The organism is Clostridium sp. ZBS2 (assembly GCF_023845855.1).
GTDB classification, from domain to species: Bacteria; Bacillota; Clostridia; order Clostridiales; family Clostridiaceae; genus Clostridium; species Clostridium aquiflavi.
On sequence record NZ_JAMQIF010000018.1, the window covers coordinates 45,808 to 67,452 of the forward strand.

Sequence of the window (21,645 nt, forward strand, 5' to 3'; positions counted from 1 at the left end):
GAATTTTAATTTATAATTAACGTATAACTTAATTACAGTATTTGAGTATGGTTAAGTTATAGAAGGAGGAAAAATGTTTAAATCAGGATTCGTTACAATAGTTGGTAGACCTAATGTGGGAAAATCAACTTTATTAAATTATATAATGGGGGAGAAACTATCAATAGTTTCTAATAAGCCTCAAACCACTAGAAATAATATTCAAACAATATTAACAGGTGAGGACTATCAAATTGTCTTTGTTGATACACCAGGAATTCATAAGCCAAAACATAAGCTTGGAGAATATATGGTCAATTCTGCGAAGGATTCGACTAATGATGTTGATTTAGTTTTATTTTTAACTAATCCAGACGAAGAAATCGGAAAAGGAGATAAGTTTATCTTAGAATCTTTAAAAGATAAAAAATGTCCTGTATACCTTGTTTTAAATAAGATAGATGAAAGTACACCAGAAAGAGTAGCTAAAAGTTTAGAAATGTATTCAAGCGAATTCAACTTTAAAGAAATAGTTCCTATAGCTGCAATAAAAGGAAAAAATGTAGATACATTAGTTGACTTAATGAAAAATGAGTTGCCAGAAGGACCTAAATATTATCCAGAAGATATGATAACAGATGTTCCAGAAAGATTTGTTGTTTCTGAAATCGTAAGAGAAAAAGCTTTAAGATGTTTACGTGATGAAGTACCACATGGTATTGCTGTTGATATAATTCAAATGAAGCAAAGTGATAATGGAACTTATCATATAGAAGTTGATTTGATTTGTGAAAAAGATTCCCATAAAGGAATAATAATAGGCAAAAACGGACAAATGCTTAAAAAAATAGGTGAAACTTCAAGATATGAGTTAGAAAGATTTTTAAGAACAAAAGTTAATGTTAAAATATGGGTTAAAGTAAGAAAAGAGTGGAGAGATAATCAAAATCTGTTAAAAGAATTAGGATATAAGAAAAAATAGATATATTTATTCTAAAATTAGGAGATGATCTTTCTGGCACTTTTTGAAAGTAAAGCTGTTATTATAAAATCACAGGATTTTAAAGAAAATGATAAATTAGTTTGGCTTTATACAGAAGAGTTGGGTAAGATTACTGCCATAGCAAAAGGGGCAAAGAAAAGCAAAAACAAGTCTTTTTCTATTACTTTGCCTTTATGTTATGGTGAGTACATGTTATATAAAGGTAAAAATTTGTATACGATTCAAGAAGGGAAAATTATAAATTCTTTTCAAGGATTGTTAGAAAACTTAGATAAGCTTACTTACTCATCCTATTTATGTGAACTCATAGATATATGTACACCTGATGATGAAAAAAATAAACAGATTTTTATAGATTTAGTTACGACTTTTTATCTTTTAGATACAAATGCTTTAGAGTATGAATTGTTAGTTAGAGCATTTGAATTGAAATTATTAAAAAACACAGGATATTCTTTAGAATTAGAGAATTGCTGTATGTGTAAAAAGAAAATCCCCTCATCTAATTATATAAGTTTATCTAATTACGGTGGGGTATGTGATGAATGTCCTAAAGAATATGGATTGTATATTTCAAAAGCTACTTATAATGCTTTGAAATTTTTATTAAAGATGAGAATAGATAAGGTATATAGACTTAATTTAACTGATAAAATCAAAGAAGAATTAGAAAAAATATCTAGCTATTTGATATCAAATAATTATTCTAAAAAGCCTAAAAGCTTAGAAATGTTAAAATTTATTAAGGAGTGATAAATAATGACTAATATTACATTAGAAAAAGTAGATATGATAATAGAAAGAACAGGAGTTAGCTATGCAATAGCTAAACATGCGTTAGAAGAATGTAATGGAGATGTTTTAGAAGCATTAATTTATTTAGAAGAAGAAATTAAAGATGATGAAAATGTAGACTATAATATTTATGATGATAAAGAAGATAAACAAAATATGACTATAGAAGAATTAAAAAATTTTATTAAAGATTTAATTCATAAAGGGAATATAACAAGAATAAAGATTAAGAAGGAGGATACTGAATTAATAGATATTCCTGTAAATGCAGGAATAGCCGCTGGAGTTATTGCAGTATTAATTCCACCAATATTGGTAGCAGGTATAATTGCAGCAGTTGCAACAAAAATAACAATAGAAATAACTAAAAAAGATGGTTCAGTCGAAGTTATAAATAAATATGTATGTAAAGTTTCAAATGATGTGAAAGACAAAGCCGTTGATATTGCAGATAAAATGAAATCTAAAGTAGATGAAGTAAAGAATAAAGTAAAAACAAATAATGGTGAAGATAAATCAAAAGTATATACTGGAAATGAAACAGTTTATACATATAAAGTTGATTTTGATGACCAAGATTAAAAGTTTAAGTAATTCTTTTATTTCAGGGAAAGAGGGAGAATTTTGAAGTTATCAAATAGGCAAGAAGAAATAATTAAGTTAGTAAAAGAGCATCAACCAATCACAAGTGAGGCTTTAGCAGAAAAGTTAGGTTTAACAAGAGCTGCAATTAGAGCAGATTTATCAATACTTACAATGATAGGCATTTTAGATGCTAGACCTAAGGTAGGATATATATATTCAGGCAAATCTTCTAGTGGTATGTTACATGACTATATAACTGAAATTAAAGCTAATGCAATTATGTCTAAGCCAATTACAGTTAGTGAAGAAACTATGGTATATGATGCAATTGTATTTTTATTCCTTAATGATGTAGGTACATTATTTGTAGAAAATGAAGGCGTTTTAACTGGAGCTGTTTCAAGAAAGGATTTTCTTAAAATTGCTATAGGCGGAACGGATATCCACAAGGTACCAATTGGAGTAATAATGACTCGTATGCCCAATATTATATGTGGTAATAAAGATGATAATGCATATGATTTAGCTAAAAAAATAATAGAGCATGAAATTGACAGTATCCCCATTGTAGAATCGTTAGAAAAGATAGGTGATAAGGAACAATTTAAGATAATAGGAAAAGTTTCCAAGACTAATGTTACAAAATTGTTTGTTAAATTAGGAAAACAATAATAATAAGGTTAATCAGTGCTAACTACGAGATATTTTTTCTCGATAGTAAATATATGGTATAAAAATTTGAGAATGGGGGAGTATTGATATGACCAAAAAGTATGTTTATCTTTTCAATGAGGGAAATGCTTCAATGAGAAATTTACTAGGAGGTAAAGGTGCAAATTTAGCAGAAATGACTAATTTAGGCATTCCTGTACCTTATGGGTTCACAGTTACAACTGAAGCATGTAACAAGTACTATGAAGATGGTAAAGCTATTTCAGATGAAATTATAAATGAAATTTATAATAGTTTACAAAAACTTGAAAGTGTTAGTGGAAAAGAATTTGGAAACAATAAAAATCCACTATTAGTATCAGTAAGATCTGGAGCAAGAACATCAATGCCAGGAATGATGGATACTATTTTAAATTTAGGATTAAATGATGAAGTAGTAGAAAGCATGGCTAAATTAACTAATAATCCTAGATTTGCGTATGATTCTTACAGAAGATTTGTTCAAATGTTTTCAGATGTTGTTATGGGTATAGAAAACAGATTATTTGAAAATAAAATTGAAGAAATTAAAGATAAAAAAGGGGTAGAATTTGATACAGATTTAGATGAAAATGATTTAAAAGTATTGGTATCTGAATTTAAAGCAATATATAAAAAGGAAAAAGGGGAAGATTTCCCACAAAATCCTAAAACTCAGCTAATTGAAGCTGTAACTGCAGTATTTAGATCATGGAATAATCCTAGAGCTATTGTTTATAGAAGACTTAATGATATTCCAGGTGAATGGGGTACAGCAGTAAATGTACAAGAAATGGTTTTTGGAAATAAGGGTGAAACATCTGGAACAGGTGTTGTATTTTCAAGAAATCCAGCAACAGGAGAAAATGTTATTTATGGTGAATACTTAATGAATGCACAAGGTGAAGATGTTGTAGCAGGTATAAGAACACCACTTCCAATATCAAAGTTAAAAGAACAAGATCCTAAGATTTATGAGGAATTTGTTAATATTGTAAGTAAATTAGAAAATCATTATAAAGATATGCAAGATATGGAGATAACTATAGAAGAAGGAAAGTTGTATTTCTTACAAACCAGAAATGGTAAAAGAACAGCTCAAGCAGCATTAAAAATAGCTGTTGATTTGTTTAATGATGGAATGATAACTAAAGAAGAGGCTGTATTAAAAGTTGAACCTAAACAATTAGATACATTGCTTCATCCTACATTCTATACTGAGGCATTAAAAAAGGCCAATCCTATTGCTAAAGGCTTACCAGCATCTCCAGGAGCAGCTTGTGGTAAAATTGCATTTACAGCTGAAGAAGCTAAAGATAGAGCTGCTTTAGATGAAGATGTTATTCTGGTAAGGCTTGAAACATCTCCAGAAGATATAGAAGGTATGGTTGCCGCTAAAGGTATATTAACAGTAAGAGGAGGAATGACTTCTCATGCAGCTGTAGTTGCTAGAGGAATGGGAACTTGCTGTGTAGCAGGCTGTGGAACTATTAAGGTAGATGAAATTAAGAGAACTCTTAGAGTTGGAGATAAAGTATATACATCTAATGATTTTATTTCCATAGATGGTACTTCAGGAAATGTATATGGAGAAAAAATAAAAACTGTTATACCAGAAATATCAGGTTATTTTGCAACATTTATGTGTTGGGCTGATGAAATAAGAAAATTAAAAGTTAGAGCTAATGCAGATACACCAAAGGATGCCAAACAAGCGGTTGAATTTGGTGCAGAAGGAATCGGACTTTGCAGAACTGAGCATATGTTCTTTGCAGAAGATAGAATAATGGCAGTAAGACAAATGATTACATCTAAAGATGAAGAACAAAGAAGAGTTGCACTTGACAAAATATTACCAATGCAAAGAGGAGATTTTATAGGGATATATGAAGCTTTAGAAGAAAGACCTGTTACTATAAGATTGTTAGATCCACCTTTACATGAATTTTTACCAAGTACAGAGCAAGATATAATGACATTATCTAAGGAAATTGGATTAACTTTTGAAGAGTTAAAGCTTACAGTTGATAATTTACATGAATTTAATCCAATGATGGGCCATAGAGGTTGCCGTCTTGCGGTATCATATCCAGAAATAGCAGAGATGCAAACAAGAGCTATTATAGAAGCTGCTATAGAAGTTAAAACTAATAAAGGATATAATATTATTCCAGAAATAATGATACCTTTAATAGGTGATTTAAAAGAATTAAAATACGTAAAAGATGTAATAAAAAATACTGCAGAATCAGTATTAAAAGAAAAAAATATTGATTTAGAATATAAAATAGGAACAATGATAGAAATACCAAGAGCAGCATTAACAGCTGATGAAGTTGCAAAAGAAGCTGAATTCTTCTCATTTGGTACTAATGATTTAACTCAAATGACATTCGGTTTCTCAAGAGATGATGCTTCTAAGTTCTTATCTGATTATTATGATAAGAAGATATATGAACAAGATCCATTTGCTAAATTAGATAGAAGTGGTGTTGGAGCTTTAATTAAAATCGCAGTAGAAAAGGGCAGAGAAACAAGACCTGATATTAAATTAGGTATATGTGGAGAACATGGTGGAGATCCATCATCAATCGAATTCTGTCATGATTTGGGACTTAATTATGTTTCTTGTTCACCTTTTAGAGTACCACTTGCTAGACTTGCAGCAGCACAAGCACAAGTTAAGAATAAAAGACAAATGTAAGAGAAGTTAATAAAAAATGTAATTTATCAAAAAAGTCTTATATAATGAGGGGTTAGAGCATATTTCATTATAAAATTATAGGGTATTATAACTTAATTTCAGTATTGATTTTAAGTATAATGCTCTATTTTTATACAATTTATTAATGAAAATTTTACTTGGAGTAAAATGCTAAAAGTAAGAAACTTATTAAAAGTTAAATTTAATAAAAAAGTTGACATGCTATAATGGGAGACAGTATAATTATAAAGAAAATGATAATCAAAATCAATAAGGGGAAAAAATGAGCAAATTTTTATGGATTAATCCCGTAGCGGAGAAGATGTATGGAAAAGATATAAATACAATAGAAGAAGCGTTGATTAAAAAGGGTTATGTATTAGTAAGCTGTGAATCACAGTTAGATTATGTGAAAAAACAATATAAATCATATGCAGAGAAAAATAAAAATACTATTTTAGATTGTAGATGTCCACAAACTATTAAAGTATTAAAAGAATATGAATTAACAGATGGATATGATGTTCCAGATATTGAACCAATTTTAATTAGAACATCAAGAGTTTTATATGATAAATATATATCTAAAGAAAACGATTCTTTAATTATTACATGTCCATGTACTCAACTAAGAGATTTTACTGCAAAAAAGTTAGAAGATAAAAAAGAAATTATAGTATTAACATGGAAAGAGTTTATTGAAAGCGAAGGAATGAAATCTTTAGGCAAAATTAAAGCATCACCAATACCATTAGGATTTTTTGATAATACATTTGAAAACGTATTGAAATTATCAAATGAAGATATGATAATTTCAGCTATTAAAAAAAATCAAAAGAAATATGATATTATAGAAATGTTATATTGTAAAGATGGATGTAATAATGGAGATGGTCTATAAATGAAGATATGGAAACATATAAAAGGATATTTAATTTTTATAATCTTATTAGCTGCCTGGCAGATTGTTTGTGATATAGGAATTTGGAGTAGTTATATATTACCAACACCCCAAAAAGTATTTAATACATTCATAAATATGATTCAGAATGGAAGTATTTTTATACATATTTATACTAGCATGAGACGTGTATTTATTGGATTTGGAATTAGTGCAGTAATTGGAATTCCATTGGGAATAGCATTTGGAATGAATAACAATATATATGAGTATTGGAAGGTAATATTAAACTTTTTAAGAAATGTTCCACCTTTAGCAATGATACCAATGCTAATTTTATGGTTTGGAATAGGAGAAAGCACTAAAATAATAATTATTGTTTTAGCAGCATTTTTCCCAATATTCACAAGCACATTAAAGGGAATTCGTAATTGTGATCCTAAATTAATAGAAGTTGGAAAAGCATTTGAAATAAATAGATTACAAATAATAACAAGAATAATCATTCCTAATGCATTATTAGATATAGTGGTTGGATTAAAGTTATCATTAGGTTATAGCTTTAGGGCTATTATTGGTGCAGAATTAATTGCAGCATCATCAGGTCTTGGTTATCTTATTTCAGATGGTAAAGAAATGTCTAGAACTGATATTGTAATAGTAGGGATTATAGTAATTGGAGTATTAGGTGTAATTTGTGACTTTTTATTTGCTAAGCTTGTTAAAAAAGTAAGCAAAGGGAAGACGGTGGAAGCATATGAATAGCTCAAAATATAAATTAAAAAATGTTAATAAGATATATGAAATAAATGGACAGGAACATGTAGTATTAGAAGATATTTCATTAGATATATATTCAGAAGATATTACTGTAATACTTGGTGCAAGTGGTTGTGGAAAAACTACATTATTAAGAATTATTGCAGGGTTAGAGGAATTAAGTAATGGAAATATTGAATTTATTAAAGGAGATAAAAAAATAAAACCTAAGGTTGGATTGGTATTTCAAGAAAGTCGACTTATGCCATGGTTAAATGTTAGTGAAAATATAAATTTTCATAGAAAATCTTCCAAGAAAGATATAGAGTTATATCTTTCCATGATGCGGTTAGAGAAGTTTAGAAATTCATACCCTAATGAATTATCAGGGGGAATGGCACAAAGGGTAAGTATTGCACGAGCACTTTCATTTGAACCAGATTTTTTATTAATGGATGAACCTTTTTCGGCATTAGATTATTTTACACGAATGGATATGCAAAATGAGGTAATAGCAATTCATAAGGCTACTAATAAGGGAGTTATTTTTGTAACTCACGACATAGATGAAGCTTTAACTATAGGTACAAATATTATTGTGTTTACAAGTGACATGAATCTTAAACAATTTAATGTAAAGCAACAAAATAATGATGCTTTAGAAAATATTAAATTGAAAAAAGAAATTTTAAAAATATTAAGATATAAATAATAGAAAGAACAGGAGATAAAAAATGAATTTAAAAAAGATATTAACTACAGTATTAACATTAACATTGGTTACAACAAGTATAATTGGGTGTAAAACTACAAAAACAAATAATGAATTAAAAGAGATAAATCTTACATATGTAAAAGCACCACTAAATGTACCATCTATTCTTCAAAAAAATGATAATCTATTTAGTAATGAATTTGCTGATGATGGTATTACAGTTAATTTTCATGAAATAACATCAGGACCAGATCAAACTCAAGCTTTAGCAGCAGGAGAATTGGACTTTTTACATGCTCTAGGTGGCACATCTGCATTAATTGCAGCATCAAATGGCGTTGAACTAGAAATATTAAACACATATAGTAGATCTCCAAAAGGATTTATGATTTTGGCTAAAAATGAAGCTATTACGTCAGTAAAAGATTTAGTAGGTAAAAAGGTAGCTGGACCTAAGGGAACAATATTACATCAAGTATTAATTGCATCTTTACAAAGTGAAGGATGTAGTATTGATGATGTAGAATTTATTAATATGGGAATTGCAGATGCAGCTACAGCGTTAGAAGATGGAAGTATAGATGCTGCCTTGATTGCAGGACCAACTGCACTAAAGGCAATAAATTCAGGTAGTAGAGTTATAGCTAATGGTGAAGGATTAGTTGATGGAATTATTGTAACAGCAGTAAGCAAAGAATTTGCGGAAAAAAACCCAGAAATAGTTAAAAGATTTTTAAAAGTAGAAGAAGAAACATTAAATTATATAAAATCAAATTATGAAGAAGCAATGGAAAAGGTTGCAAATGAGGTTGGTTTAACAGTTGAAGAAACAAAAGAAATGTATGCATGGTATGATTTTTCTTTAGAAATAACAGATGCTGATATGAAATCATTAGAAGAAACACAAGAATTTTTAATACAAAATGGACTTCAAGAAACTAAAGTTGATGTTAAAGAATTACTATATAAATAGTTCAAGATATTTTGATTATGAGTAAATCAAAGAGATAAATAAAAAACCTTCTGAAAAGTGGTATTGATGATTTAGGAAAAGGTAATTCAGATATATTAAATACAGAAATTCATTGTATATGATAGCAGTAGTACAAGCTCAGGTTAAAAATAGTAGATAATAGTAAAAGATAAATTATATGTTGAAATAAAATATAAAAAGCACGTAATGGTAAATTCCATTGCGTGTTTTTTATTGTACAAAAAATTATAAAATTTTTATTTGCTTAAGTTTAATAATATCAATGGTCTTAGGAATATTGAATAGTAAAAATACTAACCACGAAGTAAAAGTGGTACAGCCACTTTTTTATACCAAAAGTATATTAAATTCATTTTTTATATTCATCAGTAATTCTAATGCAAAGTTATATTGAGTAGTACTCTTTGATGTTGTATTTTTTAAGAGTGTTAAAAAGGCAGTTTTATTGCATTTTGATATATTTCTATAATAATCCCTTGAAATTCTCCAATATTTTTGAGGAAAACAAATATAGGATAATAAATATCTTAAATCAGAAGGTGTTAATTTAAAGATTTCATTATAGGTTTTTATTATAGATAAAGCTAAATCAACATTCCAATTTGTATTTTCACGTTTAAGAAGTCTACGCATAAAGTAAGCTAAGTCTTTAGCGCAATAATCGATTTTACATTTATCAAAATCTATTATGCATGTTTCTAAATCTTTAGTGAAAATTATATTCTTATTTACATAATCACCATGACATAATGAAGTGCTTAAGTCTTCATTATCAATATTGTAAGCTATATCTAAAGAGAGTTTTGCAAGATATAAATTAACATCAAAATTAGATATAAATTCTTTAGAAAAATCATCCTTATATTTGAAAGCTTGATTAGATATAGTTAATAATTGTTCAAAATGTTTTAAGGTTGATATGTAGTAATCATCAAGACCTACCTTATATGAACTTCCTAGAATAGGTTGAAAATCTGTTGAAATTAGATGCATATTAGCAAGTTTTTTTATAGAAAGTATAACGTGGTTTAGATCATCAAAATTACATTTTACACCGTCAATCCAAGGTGTTAGTATAAATAGCATGTCTGAATAAGATACAAATCTATTATTATCAGTAGTGGGAATAAATTTTGGAACTTGTATACCGTATCTGTAAACCCATTCATTAGCAGAATATACATATAGTAAATCGGGTAAATCATAATAAACTTTTTTTAAACAATAGCATTTATTATTAGCTTCTACTTTATATACAGCTCTTTGTTTAGCAGTATCTTTAAATTTAACTACGTCTACCTTAGCATTTTGTAAATTATAATGTTTTAAAACAGTGTTTTTTATTATATCAGGTGATAGATTTGATTTTTCTAATAAATTTAATTCTGGTTCCATAAAATACTTCTCCTTATAAATTTATTCATTACTATGATATTAATAAAAAACTATAAATATACATAAAAAAGGAAATAAAAAATTAAAGTATAACAATAATTAATAAGGTTTTGGTAAATAATAATTTTATGAATTTATAAAGGATTTTAATGATATATATAGAATAGATAAGAAGAGGTGAAGTATATGAATATAAGGGAAAAAATTGAGTATTTTGAAAACTTGACATTTATTAAGGAAGCCTCTTTTTCCTCTCACTCTTTAGGAAGGAATAAACAAGAAGATGATGATGATATTAGAACTTGCTATATGATTGATAGAGACAGAATTATTCATAGTAAGTCATTTAGAAGATTAAAACATAAAACTCAGGTATATATAAAAACATTTGGTGATCATTATAGAACCAGATTAACTCATACCTTAGAAGTTGCACAAGTAGCTAGGAACATAGGCGTTGGTATCGGATTAAATGAAAATTTAATTGAAGCTATAGCGTTAGGACATGATTTAGGTCATGTTGCATTTGCACATAATGGAGAAGAGGTTTTAAATGAATACTTAGAAGAAGGCTTTAGGCATAATGAGCAAAGTGTTAGAGTTGTAAATAAGTTGGAGAATGATGGAGAAGGACTTAATTTAAGTAAAGAAGTTCTTGATGGAATACTAAATCATAGTGGATTTGGTGGGAAAAGTAATAAATCATTAACATTAGAAGGCACTGTAGTAAAGTATAGTGATAAAATTGCTTATTTAAATCATGATATAGATGATTCCATAAGAGCTGGCTTATTAAAAGAAAGTGATATTCCAAGTGATATAAAAAAAGTATTAGGTAATTCTTCAGATGAGAGAATGGAAAAATTAATTAAAAATTTTATAAAAACATCAAACAATAATATTGAAAATGGAATCAAGAAAGTTTCCTTAGATGAAGAAACTGAAGAAATAATGATTAAACTTAGAAAATTTATGTTTGAAAATATATATTTAGGAGATACATTAAAGGTGGAAAGAGATAAGGCGAAATTTATATTAAGGCAACTTTTAAATTACTATAGTAATAAACCGGAAGAAATGCCGGAATTATATAAGGATATAGTAGAAAAAGAAGGTTTAGAAAGAGGTGTTGCAGATTATATAGCTGGAATGAGCGATGATTACTGTTTATCTTTGTTTAATAGATTGTATGTTCCTAAATTAGTAATATATTAGCTGTTTAAATAAATTTATAATGGTAAAGCTAGAATCAAGAATATCTAATGTATTCTTGTAGTATAAAATACCAATAAATTGGGCAAACAAATTTTGTAATGAAAAAAGAGGATTATAAGGTAAAAAAAAGAATTATTAATTCAATGACATAATATAAAAAAATTTTTTTGGATAATTAAGAAGGAAAAGTGAGTATGATGTCGAATATTATATAATTGTTGAAAAATTAAGTAAGGAGGGAGATGTCTCCTTGCAAATTCCACAAGAAATTATTGAAAAAGTAAAAGAACAAACTGATATAGTGGATATTATATCAGAAAGTGTAAGATTAAAGAGAACAGGAAAAAATTATATAGGGTTATGTCCGTTTCATAGTGATAAAACACCATCATTTAGCGTTTCGCAAGAAAAGCAAATATATAAATGTTTTGCATGTGGAGAAGCTGGTAATGTTTTAACCTTTATTATGAAACAAAAAAATCTTACATTTGTAGAAGCGGTAAAGTATTTAGCTAATAAAGCTAATATTCCTATAAATCTACATTCTAACGAAACGCCTCAGTTTATTAAAAAGAGGGAGATATTATATAAAATTAATGTAGAAACTGGAAGATATTACTTTACTAATTTGCAAAAAATACATTTAGCAAAAGATTATTTTCTTAACAGAGGAATAAAAGAAGCAACTATAAAGAAGTTTGGACTTGGATATTCTAAGAATAGTTGGAGAGATCTGATTACTTATTTAAGAACTAAGGGATATAAAGATGACTTTTTAATAGAAGCAGGATTGGTTTCAAAAAATCAAGAGAAAGGAAATATATATGACAGATTTAGAAATCGAGTTATGTTTCCTGTTTTTGATGTGAAAGGTAGAGTCATTGGGTTTGGAGGAAGAGTATTAGATGATTCAAAACCTAAGTATTTAAATTCACCTGAAACTACAATATTTCAAAAAGGAATTAATCTTTATGGATTAAATTTTGCAGTCAAAAACAAGCTTAAAGAGGATTATATGATAATTGTTGAAGGGTATATGGACTTAATAACGCTTCATCAGTATGGGGTAACAAATGTTGTTGCGTCATTGGGAACAGCTCTAACTAACAATCAAGCTAAACTCTTAAAGCGATATACGAACAATGTTATTATATCATATGATGCAGATATTGCAGGGCAAACAGCTACTTTAAGAGGTCTTGAGATACTTAGAAATTCTGGTTTTGAAGTTAAGGTACTTGTAATTCCACAAGGAAAAGATCCAGATGAGTTTGTAAGAAGTAATGGAAAAGATGCTTTTTTAAAACTAGCAAGGGAAGCACTACCTTTAATTGAATACAGAATTAAAAGAATAAGAGAAGGCATAAATTTAAAGGACAGAAATAATTTAATTAGGTATGGAGAAAAAGTAGCAGAAATTTTAGCAGACTTAAATCCAGTAGAAAAAGATGTATATATAAAGAAAATTTCAGAAGATACTGGTATAAAAGAACAGGCACTATATGATTTACTTTCACAAGTAATGTCAAAAAACCAAAAAGAAGATAATTATGTGAATAAAAAGGAATATTTTGGAACAAAATTATATATAGAGCCTGCATATTTAAAAGCGGAAAGAGCTTTACTTAAATTAATGTTAAACGAAGAAATCTATGACCAAATTAAAGATAGTATGAGCTTAGAGGATTTTATATTAGATTCTCATAAAAGAATATATTCTTTAATATTAGAAGCTAAAAATGAAAATTCTAATAATGTAGAATCATATGTGGAAAATAGATGTGATGAAATTGAAAGTTCAAAAGAATGGATTGAGATAAAAGAACTTGAGATTCTAGACCTAAGTAACAAAGATAAGTTAATCAATGATTATTTAAATGAAGTAAAGTGTTTTAAACTACAATTAGAAATCAATGATTTAAAAAATGAACAAAAAAGATTGGAAGATAAGGGAATGATTGAGGAGTCTATAAAACTTGCAGTTAAGTTAACAAATTTAGAAATATTGAAAAAAAGAAAGAGAGGTTAATGGTCATGGCAGAAGGAGGTAAAGAAAGTATGGAGCAAAAAGTTAAGAATAAGACCGAAAAAGGAAAAGAAGATAAAAGTGCTAAAATGGCCATGGTAAAAGGTCTGATTGATAAAGGTAAGAAAAATGGTTCTTTGACTTATAAAGAAATTATGGATGAAATAGATCATATAGATTTAAGTCCAGAGCAAATAGAAAAAATTTATGAAGTACTTGAAATGATGGGAATTGAAGTAATCGGTGGTGCAACTGATGCACCAGAAGTTGAAGAAGAGATAGATTTAACAGTTTTAGAAGGAATTGCAATAGATGACCCTGTTAGAATGTACTTGAAGGAAATAGGTAAAGTACCTTTATTATCATCAGAACAAGAAATAGATTATGCTAAGAGAATTGAAGAAGGCGATCCAGTAGCTAAGAAGAAACTTGCAGAAGCTAATTTAAGATTAGTAGTAAGTATAGCTAAAAGATATGTTGGTAGAGGTATGTTATTCTTAGACTTAATTCAAGAAGGGAACTTAGGTCTTATAAAAGCAGTAGAGAAATTTGACTATAGAAAGGGTTTTAAATTTTCTACTTATGCAACATGGTGGATTAGACAGGCAATAACTAGAGCCATTGCGGATCAAGCTAGAACTATTAGAATACCAGTTCATATGGTAGAAACTATCAATAAGTTAATAAGAGTTCAAAGACAATTATTACAAGAATTGGGTAGAGATCCTTTTCCAGAAGAAATTTCAAAGGTAATGGAATTACCAGTAGATAAAGTACGTGAAATTCAAAAAATCGCTCAAGAGCCAGTATCATTAGAAACACCTATTGGTGAAGAAGAAGATTCTCACTTAGGTGACTTTATACCAGACGATGAAGCTCCAGCTCCAGCAGAAGCAGCAGCATTTACAATGCTGAAAGAACAATTAATAAATGTATTAGATACTTTAACTCCAAGAGAAGAAAAAGTTCTAAGACTAAGGTTTGGACTAGATGATGGAAGAGCTAGAACCCTTGAAGAAGTAGGAAAAGAGTTTAATGTAACAAGAGAAAGAATTAGACAAATTGAAGCTAAAGCATTAAGAAAGCTTAGACATCCATCAAGAAGTAAGAAATTAAAAGATTATCTAGATTAAAAAGCACCTTTACAGGTGCTCTTTTTTATAGTATAAGAAATTATAGAATTTTTTGAAATTTAAATAATGATAAATAGAAGAGGAGATAAATTATGGATTTAAGCAAAAGATTAAATTGGATATTAGAATATGTTGATAAATGTGATGCTGTAATGGACGTAGGAACTGATCATGGATATATACCAATTTACTTAGTAAAAAATAAAATGGTAAAAAAAGTAATTGCAAGTGATATAAATAAAGATCCACTTCAAAAAGCAAAGATTAATGCTTCATTAGATGGAGTTATAGATAAAATAGATTTACGTTTAGGGGGAGGTCTTTCACCTTTAAAGAAGAATGAAGTACAAGGTGTGATAATAGCTGGAATGGGTGGAAATCTAATAAGAGATATATTAGAAGAAGATATTAATAAAGTTAAAAAATTAGATTATTTAATTCTTCAACCAGCTCAAAATCCAGAAGTATTAAGAGAATACTTATATAATAACAATTATGAGATTTTAAATGAAGACTTATGTTTTGATGAAGGTCAATTTTATGAATTATTTAAGGTGAAATATAAAATGCGAGAAAAAACCAAATTAGAGCCTATATTTTATGAAATAAGTCCAATAATGTTAAAAGAGAATAATAAGTTAATAAAAGAATATATAAAGATTAAAATTGAAAAATACAATAAAATTTTATGCTTCATAAAAGAAGAAACTGAATCTGCTAAATTAAGAAAAGAAGAACTACATAATAAAATAAAAATTCTAGAAAATTTTATAAAATAATAGCTATTGAAAAAAATACAATGGAGGGATTTATATGGTTTTAGTAAAAGATATTGCAAATATCATTGAGGAAAAAGCTCCTAAATTTTTAAAAGAGGATTTTGATAATGTTGGATTAATGGTTGGAGATGAAAATAAAGAAGTAAAAACAGTTTTATTAGCTTTAGACTGTACTAAAAAAGTTATAAAAGAAGCTATTGATAATAAAGTTGACTTAATAATAACTCATCATCCTCTAATATTTAAAAAGCCTAAAAGTATAATAAATGGAGATTTATTAGGTGATAAAGTTATAGATTTAATAAAAAATGATATAAGTTTATATTCATGTCATACTAATTTAGATTCTGCTAAGGATGGAATTAATGATGCATTACTTGAATTATTAGATTTGAAATATAGTAAAATAATTGAAAGTTCTAATATTAAAGGATTTGAAGAATGTGGACTAGGCAGAATTGTAGAACTAGAAAAAAATATTAATATTGAAGAAATAGTAAGTAATCTTAAAGAAAAACTAAATATTAAAAATATGAGAGTTGTAAAAGGTGATAATCATATAAATAAATTAGCAATAATTAATGGTAGTGGTCAAGATTTTTTCTATATGTGTAAAGAACTTGGAGTAAATTGCATAATAACTGGTGATACAACTTATCATTTTGCTTCTGATTTTAAAGAATATGGGATCAATATAATAGATGCGGGACATTTTTCAACTGAATGGTTAGCATTTATAAAAAGTTTAGAATTCTTAAAGAATAAATTTAAAGAAATAAAGTTTATAGTTTCAGAAAAATGTGAAGATCCATATGATTTTATTTAACTAAATTAAGTAATATCTGCATATATTAATTGTGAGAGCAATTTATAGGTGGGTATTATGGGAGATGACAATAATAAAAGTTTTAAACATATGTGCAAAAATATGAGGAGATGTTTTAGGGGAGGGAGAAGAAGAGGTGGGTGGTTTCCATTCTTTCAAGGTCCTTGTCCTTGGTACTTTTGTCCTAAAGCTGTAGTAGGAGCAATGATACTTGCATCACTACTTTTATGTGGGGTTAATATTTATGGTGTATTAATAATAACTTTATTAATATTATTATTTATTTTGGTATAAAATAAAAATATTTAGTAACTTTATCACTTAGCTTAATAATTACCAAAAAAATTATTAAATTTTTATTTGTAAAATTATAAGATGTGTGATAATATAAATCTTGCGAGCAAAACGTGCAATCGCTGCTGGGCTTGACCCAGGAGAGGAAAGTCGGGGCTCCATAGGGCAGGGTGCTGGATAACGTCCAGTCAAGGCGACTTGAAGGATAGTGCAACAGAGATATACCGCCTAAGTTTACTTAGGTAAGGGTGGAAAGGCGAGGTAAGAGCTCACCAGCGTGATGGTGACATCACGGCTATGTAAACCCCACTTGGAGCAAGACCGAATAGAGAGGCATTAAGGGATTGCCCGTCCCGCCTCCGGGTGCGTCGCTTGAGCTCATTGGCAACAATGAGCCTAGATAGATGATTGCTTAATACAGAACCCCGCTTACGGCTTGTCTCGTACAAATATGAAGAACACTAGGTTAACGTCTAGTGTTCTTTTTATTTAAACTAATTTCAATATTCCTAAGTTTGGTTCAAAATATATTAAATAAGAATCTATCTTATAGCAAATACCATATTTTTTTCTGTAGTTAATAATGGTATCATTTAAGAATTCTTCAGTTACCCCAAAAAAATCAGCTAATTCATATTTATTTTTCACACCATAATTATAAGCACAAATTAGATCTTTTATTTCAATAAGTTTTTCATTTGCCCATCTCCGAGCTCTCAATTCTTGTTTTTTACTGTTAAGATTATTATAGTCAATTATATTTCCAAAGGATGTTTCATGATGTCCTATCTCTTCAATTAGAATACATTTACGTTCGATATCTGTGTCAATATCAGAATTAATAAGTATTCGGCTATTCTTATATAATCCCTTAAAATTAAATTTTAATTTTTTTTCTTTAATATTTAACCCCTTATTTTGAGCATATATAAGCAAATCTTCATATGTCATTAAATTACTCATGTAAGTTACCAATTTTCATCATCAAATAAAGCATCTATGTAATCTTTTAGTAATTTGACTTTTTTTGGAGTTAAATGTTTATCTTCTAAATGTGCTGCAACTGTATCAATTTGTTTTTGTTTTTCAATATCTACATTTTTTATTGAATTTTCATCTATAATATCAATTTTTGTTTCTTCAAAAAAATCATTTACGGATATATCAAGAGAAGAAGCTAGCTTTTGAAGTGTTATCATTCGAGGATTTAAGGCCTTACCAGTTTCTATATCTGAAATTGTACTTGGTCCAACACCACTCAAATCTGATAGGTCTTTTAATGTGAATTTTTTTTCAATTCTTTTATTTTTTAAAAAGTTACCTATATAGCTCATAGAAATCACCCCTTTATATTTATTCCGGTTTACAGAAATATAATATCATTTAATATGGAAAAAGTAAACAATTGTATACAGAAAACCGAATAAATGAGAGAAAATGCATAAAAATTAAACTAGAATACCGGAAAAACGTAATAAATTAGATTTGCATAAACGGTAAACCGGATATAAGATGTATTTATAGATTAATTAGAGTTTTGATATGTTTTAAAACAAAGTTTAAATTTTATTGAGGGGGAGTAAACAATTATGGAATTACAAGAAATGAATATAGAAGGAATTATAGAAATGGCAGTTAAAACAGCAATAAAAGAATATGACAAGGAACAAAAAGATTTAGATAAGAAAAAAGTTTTTCATAATACCAAATTATTAATGAAACATTATAATGATTTAAAATCTCATATTATTTATTCAATAAGTGATATAAATGATATAACAAATACTGATAAGATTGAATTAGAAAAAGAAGAATATGATGAATTGTATATATTAAGTATAAAACAAAGTAAAGTAAAAACATTAATAATGATATCGCATATAGATTCTTCATTAGAGGTATTAAAAAAAGAGCAAAGAAAAAAGGGTGTTGTAGAGAAATATTTGGCATTAGAAAAACTATTCATAGATGAAAAGACATATGAAGAAGTTGCAGAAGAGCTTAATTGTGGTGTTATTACAGTTAGAAGATGGGTTAAAGAGATGTTAGAAGAGTTAGGAATATATTTATTTGGAGTAGAAGGAATGAAGGTATGTTAAAATATAATGACAAATACATGAAAAAAAGATGCTATTTTAATGAAATAATAAACGTGAGATAATGGTATTGTGGAAAAGTAAGAAATCACAAAAACAACAATTTAAATATAGTTATATGGGAAAAGCACTTGTATGAAAATATAGGTGCTTTTAATTATAACAAAGCTAAATTGTACACATGAAATATCGTTTTGAAAAATAGATGAAAAAAAGATGTTATTTTAATGAAATAATAACCATGAGATAATGATATTGTGGAAAAGTAAAAAAAGACACATAACCTTAAATCAAAACAAAGCAGTACTTGAAGGGAGGTGATAATTTGAATGATAAGTAAATTAAAGCTTGAAATTAATAAAATGTTATCTCAAAACTTTCATGAGATAAATATATATGATGATGCTATGGAACAAGGTTTTACGAAGCCTTGTTTTTTTGTGCAAGTATTATCTTCAAAACAAGTAAAAGAATTAAATAGACGATATAAGGAAGTCATATATTTTGATGTAAATTATTTAAGCAATAAAGAAAGTATTAATTTAGATTATTTTAATATGGCTGATACTTTATATAAAACACTTGAATATATAGAAGTTGATAATAAAAAGTACAGAGTATCTAATAAAGAGCATGAAATATCAGAGGGAATATTACATTTTAAGTTTCAAGTAAAGTTTAATATATTAAAAACAATTGAAGAAGTAAATATGCAAAAGATGGGGGTAGATATTGTTGGAAAGTAAATTTTCAAAAGAGCAATTAGTACAATCTAAACATTTTACAAGAAATGAAAAGGACATTTTAAATGCATTATTGGCTGAAGATGATTATAGCATAAATGATGCAAGAGATGTAATAAACAAATTTTATAATATGGAGGTCAAATAAATGGCAGGTGGAACATGGGAAAAACAAAATAAAATAAGAGCAGGAGCTTATGTTAATTTTAAAAGTAAAAAAAATAATGATAGTAGCAATAATGAAAGAGGGGTAATGGCGTTACCGTTAGTATTACCTTTTGGACCAGAAAAAACAATAGTAAAAATAGATAATGAAACAGATTTGTTAGGAGTAATAGGAATAGAACTAAATGAAGAAAGCCTTCTAATGCTTAAAGAAGCCTTAAAGAAAGCAAAAACAGTCTTATTATACAGACTTAATGAAGGTGTTAAAGCAACGAAGAAACTAGGAGAATTAGCAGTAACATCAAAATGGAGTGGAAGTAAAGGAAATGATATAAGAATTCAAATTCAAACTAATGTAAATGATGAAACTAAATTTGATGTAATTACATTCCTAGAATATACAAAACTAGATACACAAACTGTAAAAAATATTGATGAATTAGTATCTAATGCACTTGTAGACTTTAAAGGATCAGGTGCACTAACTTTATCTGCTGGAGCAAAACTAGAAGGTGGAGAAGATAAACCTATTACAGGAAAAGATTATGTAGACTTTTTAGCAGAATTAGAATTATTTGATTTCAATACTGTAGCAATACCGTATGATGAGTCAGACACTAAGTTGGTTGTAAAAGAGTTTATTAAAAGATTAAGAGAATGTGAGGGAAGAAAAGTTCAAGCTGTTTTACCAAACTTTGCAGAAGCAGACTATGAAGGGATTATATCTATAAAGAATGGTGTGTATCTTAAAGATGATGTACATGTAACTAATGTACAAGCAACAGCATATGTAGCAGCGTTAACAGCAAGCTCAGGTTATGCTGATTCTAATACTTATGCTTTATATGAAGGTGCAAGCAATGTTGATGTTAGATATGCAGATAGCGAAATAAAAGAGATAATCAAAAAAGGTGAAATAATCTTCATCAATAATAAGCAACAAGTTTTAATTGAACAAGATATTAACACATTAAAGACTTTTACAGAGGATAAAAAATCTGACTTTAGAAAAAACAGAGTTATAAGAGTTTTAGATGGAATAAATGACAAGATTAAATATAAGTGGGAAGAATCTTATATTGGCAAAGTAAGCAATAACGAGGATGGAAGAAACTTATTTAAGAAAGATATATTAAATATTTTAGAAACATTACAAGGACAAGGAGCATTAGAAAATGTAGTTGTAGATGATATTGAGGTGCTTAAAGGAAATTCTAATGATTCTATTGTTGTAAATGTTAATGCGCAACCAGTAGATAGTATGGAAAAAATATATATGACTGTATTTATATAATGATTGGAGGAATATTAAATGAGTAATTTTTTAAATTTTAGTGATACTTTAAGTGGAACAGAAGCAAAGGGGTTCATAACTGTAAATGGTAGAAATGAGGAATTATTTTATGCTAAAAAGTTAGAATCAGATGCAGAAAAAACTAAAACAACAGGTAAAACTTTAGGCAGTAGAGTTGAACAAAATAAAGCTACAGGCTGGAAAGGAACAGGAACACTTACAATTTATTATGTAACATCTTTATTTAGAGAAATGATGATAAAGTATATTAAAACAGGAAAAGATGTTTATTTCGATATGACAGTCACTAATGAAGATGCAACTTCTACAGTTGGAAAGCAAACAATTGTATTAAAAAAATGTAACTTTGATAAAGTAAGCATGGCTATGTTTGATGTAGAAAGTGAAGTTTTAGAAGAAGAAATGGCATTCACTTATGAAGATGTTGACTTATTAGATAAATTCGGAAAACCAGTAATTGGTTAATATTATAAATCTACTCTGTTTTAGCAGAATACGTTGATATATTCAATGGGTAAAGTGGCATTGTAATT

At 27.9% G+C, this 21,645-nt stretch carries 23 protein-coding genes and 1 other RNA gene; 21 read left to right on the forward strand and 3 right to left on the reverse strand.

The window, feature by feature from the left end:
- Positions 1 to 73: 73 nt before the first annotated feature.
- From era to NG918_RS11220, 9 genes are all read left to right on the forward strand, one after another.
- Positions 74 to 961: a GTPase Era gene (gene era / locus NG918_RS11180; RefSeq protein ID WP_252212586.1), complete on the forward strand. Its 888-nt coding sequence runs from the start codon at positions 74 to 76 to the stop codon at positions 959 to 961.
- A 24-nt stretch (positions 962 to 985) separates the two neighbouring features.
- A complete protein-coding gene (gene recO / locus NG918_RS11185; protein WP_252212585.1) occupies positions 986 to 1,735 on the forward strand; it encodes a DNA repair protein RecO in 750 nt (249 codons plus the stop codon).
- 6 nt (positions 1,736 to 1,741) lie between these two features.
- Complete coding sequence (locus NG918_RS11190; RefSeq protein ID WP_252212584.1) at positions 1,742 to 2,359, forward strand: DUF4342 domain-containing protein; 618 nt, start codon at positions 1,742 to 1,744, stop codon at positions 2,357 to 2,359.
- A 42-nt stretch (positions 2,360 to 2,401) separates the two neighbouring features.
- On the forward strand, positions 2,402 to 3,034 hold the full coding sequence (gene ccpN, locus NG918_RS11195; protein ID WP_252226220.1) for a transcriptional regulator CcpN: 633 nt from the start codon (positions 2,402 to 2,404) through the stop codon (positions 3,032 to 3,034).
- Positions 3,035 to 3,122: 88 nt separating this feature from the next.
- A complete protein-coding gene (ppdK, locus tag NG918_RS11200) occupies positions 3,123 to 5,756 on the forward strand; it encodes a pyruvate, phosphate dikinase (RefSeq protein ID WP_252212582.1) in 2,634 nt (877 codons plus the stop codon).
- 283 nt (positions 5,757 to 6,039) lie between these two features.
- On the forward strand, positions 6,040 to 6,657 hold the full coding sequence (locus NG918_RS11205) for a hypothetical protein (protein ID WP_252212581.1): 618 nt from the start codon (positions 6,040 to 6,042) through the stop codon (positions 6,655 to 6,657).
- Positions 6,658 to 7,422, forward strand: coding sequence for an ABC transporter permease (locus NG918_RS11210; RefSeq protein ID WP_252212580.1), 765 nt, complete (start codon positions 6,658 to 6,660; stop codon positions 7,420 to 7,422). It abuts the gene before it with no gap.
- Positions 7,415 to 8,128 (forward strand): ABC transporter ATP-binding protein, encoded by a 714-nt coding sequence (locus tag NG918_RS11215; protein ID WP_252212579.1) that lies wholly within the window; start codon positions 7,415 to 7,417, stop codon positions 8,126 to 8,128. The genes NG918_RS11210 and NG918_RS11215 overlap by 8 nt, the downstream gene beginning before the upstream one ends.
- Positions 8,129 to 8,150: 22 nt before the next feature.
- Positions 8,151 to 9,104 carry an NrtA/SsuA/CpmA family ABC transporter substrate-binding protein gene (locus NG918_RS11220; protein WP_252212578.1) on the forward strand — a complete coding sequence of 318 codons (954 nt, stop codon included), beginning with the start codon at positions 8,151 to 8,153 and terminating at the stop codon, positions 9,102 to 9,104.
- Positions 9,105 to 9,452: 348 nt separating this feature from the next.
- Here the strand turns inward: NG918_RS11220 and NG918_RS11225 are convergent, their stop codons facing one another.
- Positions 9,453 to 10,520: a CotS family spore coat protein gene (locus tag NG918_RS11225; RefSeq protein ID WP_252212577.1), complete on the reverse strand. Its 1,068-nt coding sequence runs from the start codon at positions 10,518 to 10,520 to the stop codon at positions 9,453 to 9,455.
- A 186-nt stretch (positions 10,521 to 10,706) separates the two neighbouring features.
- Between NG918_RS11225 and NG918_RS11230 the strand changes: the two genes are divergently transcribed.
- From NG918_RS11230 to rnpB, 7 genes are all read left to right on the forward strand, one after another.
- Positions 10,707 to 11,735, forward strand: coding sequence for a deoxyguanosinetriphosphate triphosphohydrolase (locus NG918_RS11230; RefSeq protein ID WP_252212575.1), 1,029 nt, complete (start codon positions 10,707 to 10,709; stop codon positions 11,733 to 11,735).
- A 250-nt stretch (positions 11,736 to 11,985) separates the two neighbouring features.
- The gene (gene dnaG, locus NG918_RS11235; RefSeq protein WP_252212573.1) at positions 11,986 to 13,764 is read left to right on the forward strand and encodes a DNA primase; all 1,779 of its coding nucleotides are present in this window, start codon (positions 11,986 to 11,988) and stop codon (positions 13,762 to 13,764) included.
- Between the two features lie 5 nt (positions 13,765 to 13,769).
- Positions 13,770 to 14,894: an RNA polymerase sigma factor RpoD gene (gene rpoD / locus NG918_RS11240; protein WP_252212571.1), complete on the forward strand. Its 1,125-nt coding sequence runs from the start codon at positions 13,770 to 13,772 to the stop codon at positions 14,892 to 14,894.
- A gap of 92 nt (positions 14,895 to 14,986) precedes the next feature.
- On the forward strand, positions 14,987 to 15,673 hold the full coding sequence (locus tag NG918_RS11245) for a tRNA (adenine(22)-N(1))-methyltransferase (protein WP_252226224.1): 687 nt from the start codon (positions 14,987 to 14,989) through the stop codon (positions 15,671 to 15,673).
- 34 nt (positions 15,674 to 15,707) lie between these two features.
- The gene (locus NG918_RS11250; protein WP_252212569.1) at positions 15,708 to 16,499 is read left to right on the forward strand and encodes a Nif3-like dinuclear metal center hexameric protein; all 792 of its coding nucleotides are present in this window, start codon (positions 15,708 to 15,710) and stop codon (positions 16,497 to 16,499) included.
- 57 nt (positions 16,500 to 16,556) lie between these two features.
- Entirely contained in the window at positions 16,557 to 16,793 is a 237-nt protein-coding gene (locus NG918_RS11255) for a hypothetical protein (protein WP_252212568.1), read from the forward strand.
- Between the two features lie 103 nt (positions 16,794 to 16,896).
- Positions 16,897 to 17,241: RNase P RNA component class A (rnpB, locus tag NG918_RS11260), an RNA gene on the forward strand.
- A 41-nt stretch (positions 17,242 to 17,282) separates the two neighbouring features.
- On the opposite strand, the gene NG918_RS11265 is transcribed toward rnpB, so the two are convergent.
- Together NG918_RS11265 and NG918_RS11270 are read right to left on the reverse strand one after the other, a co-directional pair.
- Complete coding sequence (locus NG918_RS11265; RefSeq protein ID WP_252226227.1) at positions 17,283 to 17,744, reverse strand: ImmA/IrrE family metallo-endopeptidase; 462 nt, start codon at positions 17,742 to 17,744, stop codon at positions 17,283 to 17,285.
- Positions 17,745 to 17,761: 17 nt separating this feature from the next.
- On the reverse strand, positions 17,762 to 18,127 hold the full coding sequence (locus NG918_RS11270) for a helix-turn-helix domain-containing protein (protein WP_252226229.1): 366 nt from the start codon (positions 18,125 to 18,127) through the stop codon (positions 17,762 to 17,764).
- 255 nt (positions 18,128 to 18,382) lie between these two features.
- Here NG918_RS11270 and NG918_RS11275 point away from each other — a divergent pair, with 255 nt between their 5' ends.
- The 5 genes from NG918_RS11275 to NG918_RS11295 all read left to right on the forward strand — a co-directional run bounded on the left by NG918_RS11275 (position 18,383) and on the right by NG918_RS11295 (position 21,577).
- Complete coding sequence (locus tag NG918_RS11275; protein ID WP_252212565.1) at positions 18,383 to 18,892, forward strand: helix-turn-helix domain-containing protein; 510 nt, start codon at positions 18,383 to 18,385, stop codon at positions 18,890 to 18,892.
- 326 nt (positions 18,893 to 19,218) lie between these two features.
- The gene (locus NG918_RS11280; RefSeq protein ID WP_252226231.1) at positions 19,219 to 19,635 is read left to right on the forward strand and encodes a phage tail terminator family protein; all 417 of its coding nucleotides are present in this window, start codon (positions 19,219 to 19,221) and stop codon (positions 19,633 to 19,635) included.
- Positions 19,625 to 19,780, forward strand: coding sequence for a hypothetical protein (locus tag NG918_RS11285; protein WP_012451514.1), 156 nt, complete (start codon positions 19,625 to 19,627; stop codon positions 19,778 to 19,780). The genes NG918_RS11280 and NG918_RS11285 overlap by 11 nt, the downstream gene beginning before the upstream one ends.
- Positions 19,781 to 21,091, forward strand: a complete 1,311-nt coding sequence (locus tag NG918_RS11290) for a phage tail sheath family protein (protein WP_252226233.1) — start codon at positions 19,781 to 19,783, stop codon at positions 21,089 to 21,091. It abuts the gene before it with no gap.
- Positions 21,092 to 21,109: 18 nt separating this feature from the next.
- Positions 21,110 to 21,577, forward strand: a complete 468-nt coding sequence (locus NG918_RS11295) for a phage tail tube protein (protein WP_012450094.1) — start codon at positions 21,110 to 21,112, stop codon at positions 21,575 to 21,577.
- The last annotated feature ends 68 nt before the right edge of the window (positions 21,578 to 21,645 follow it).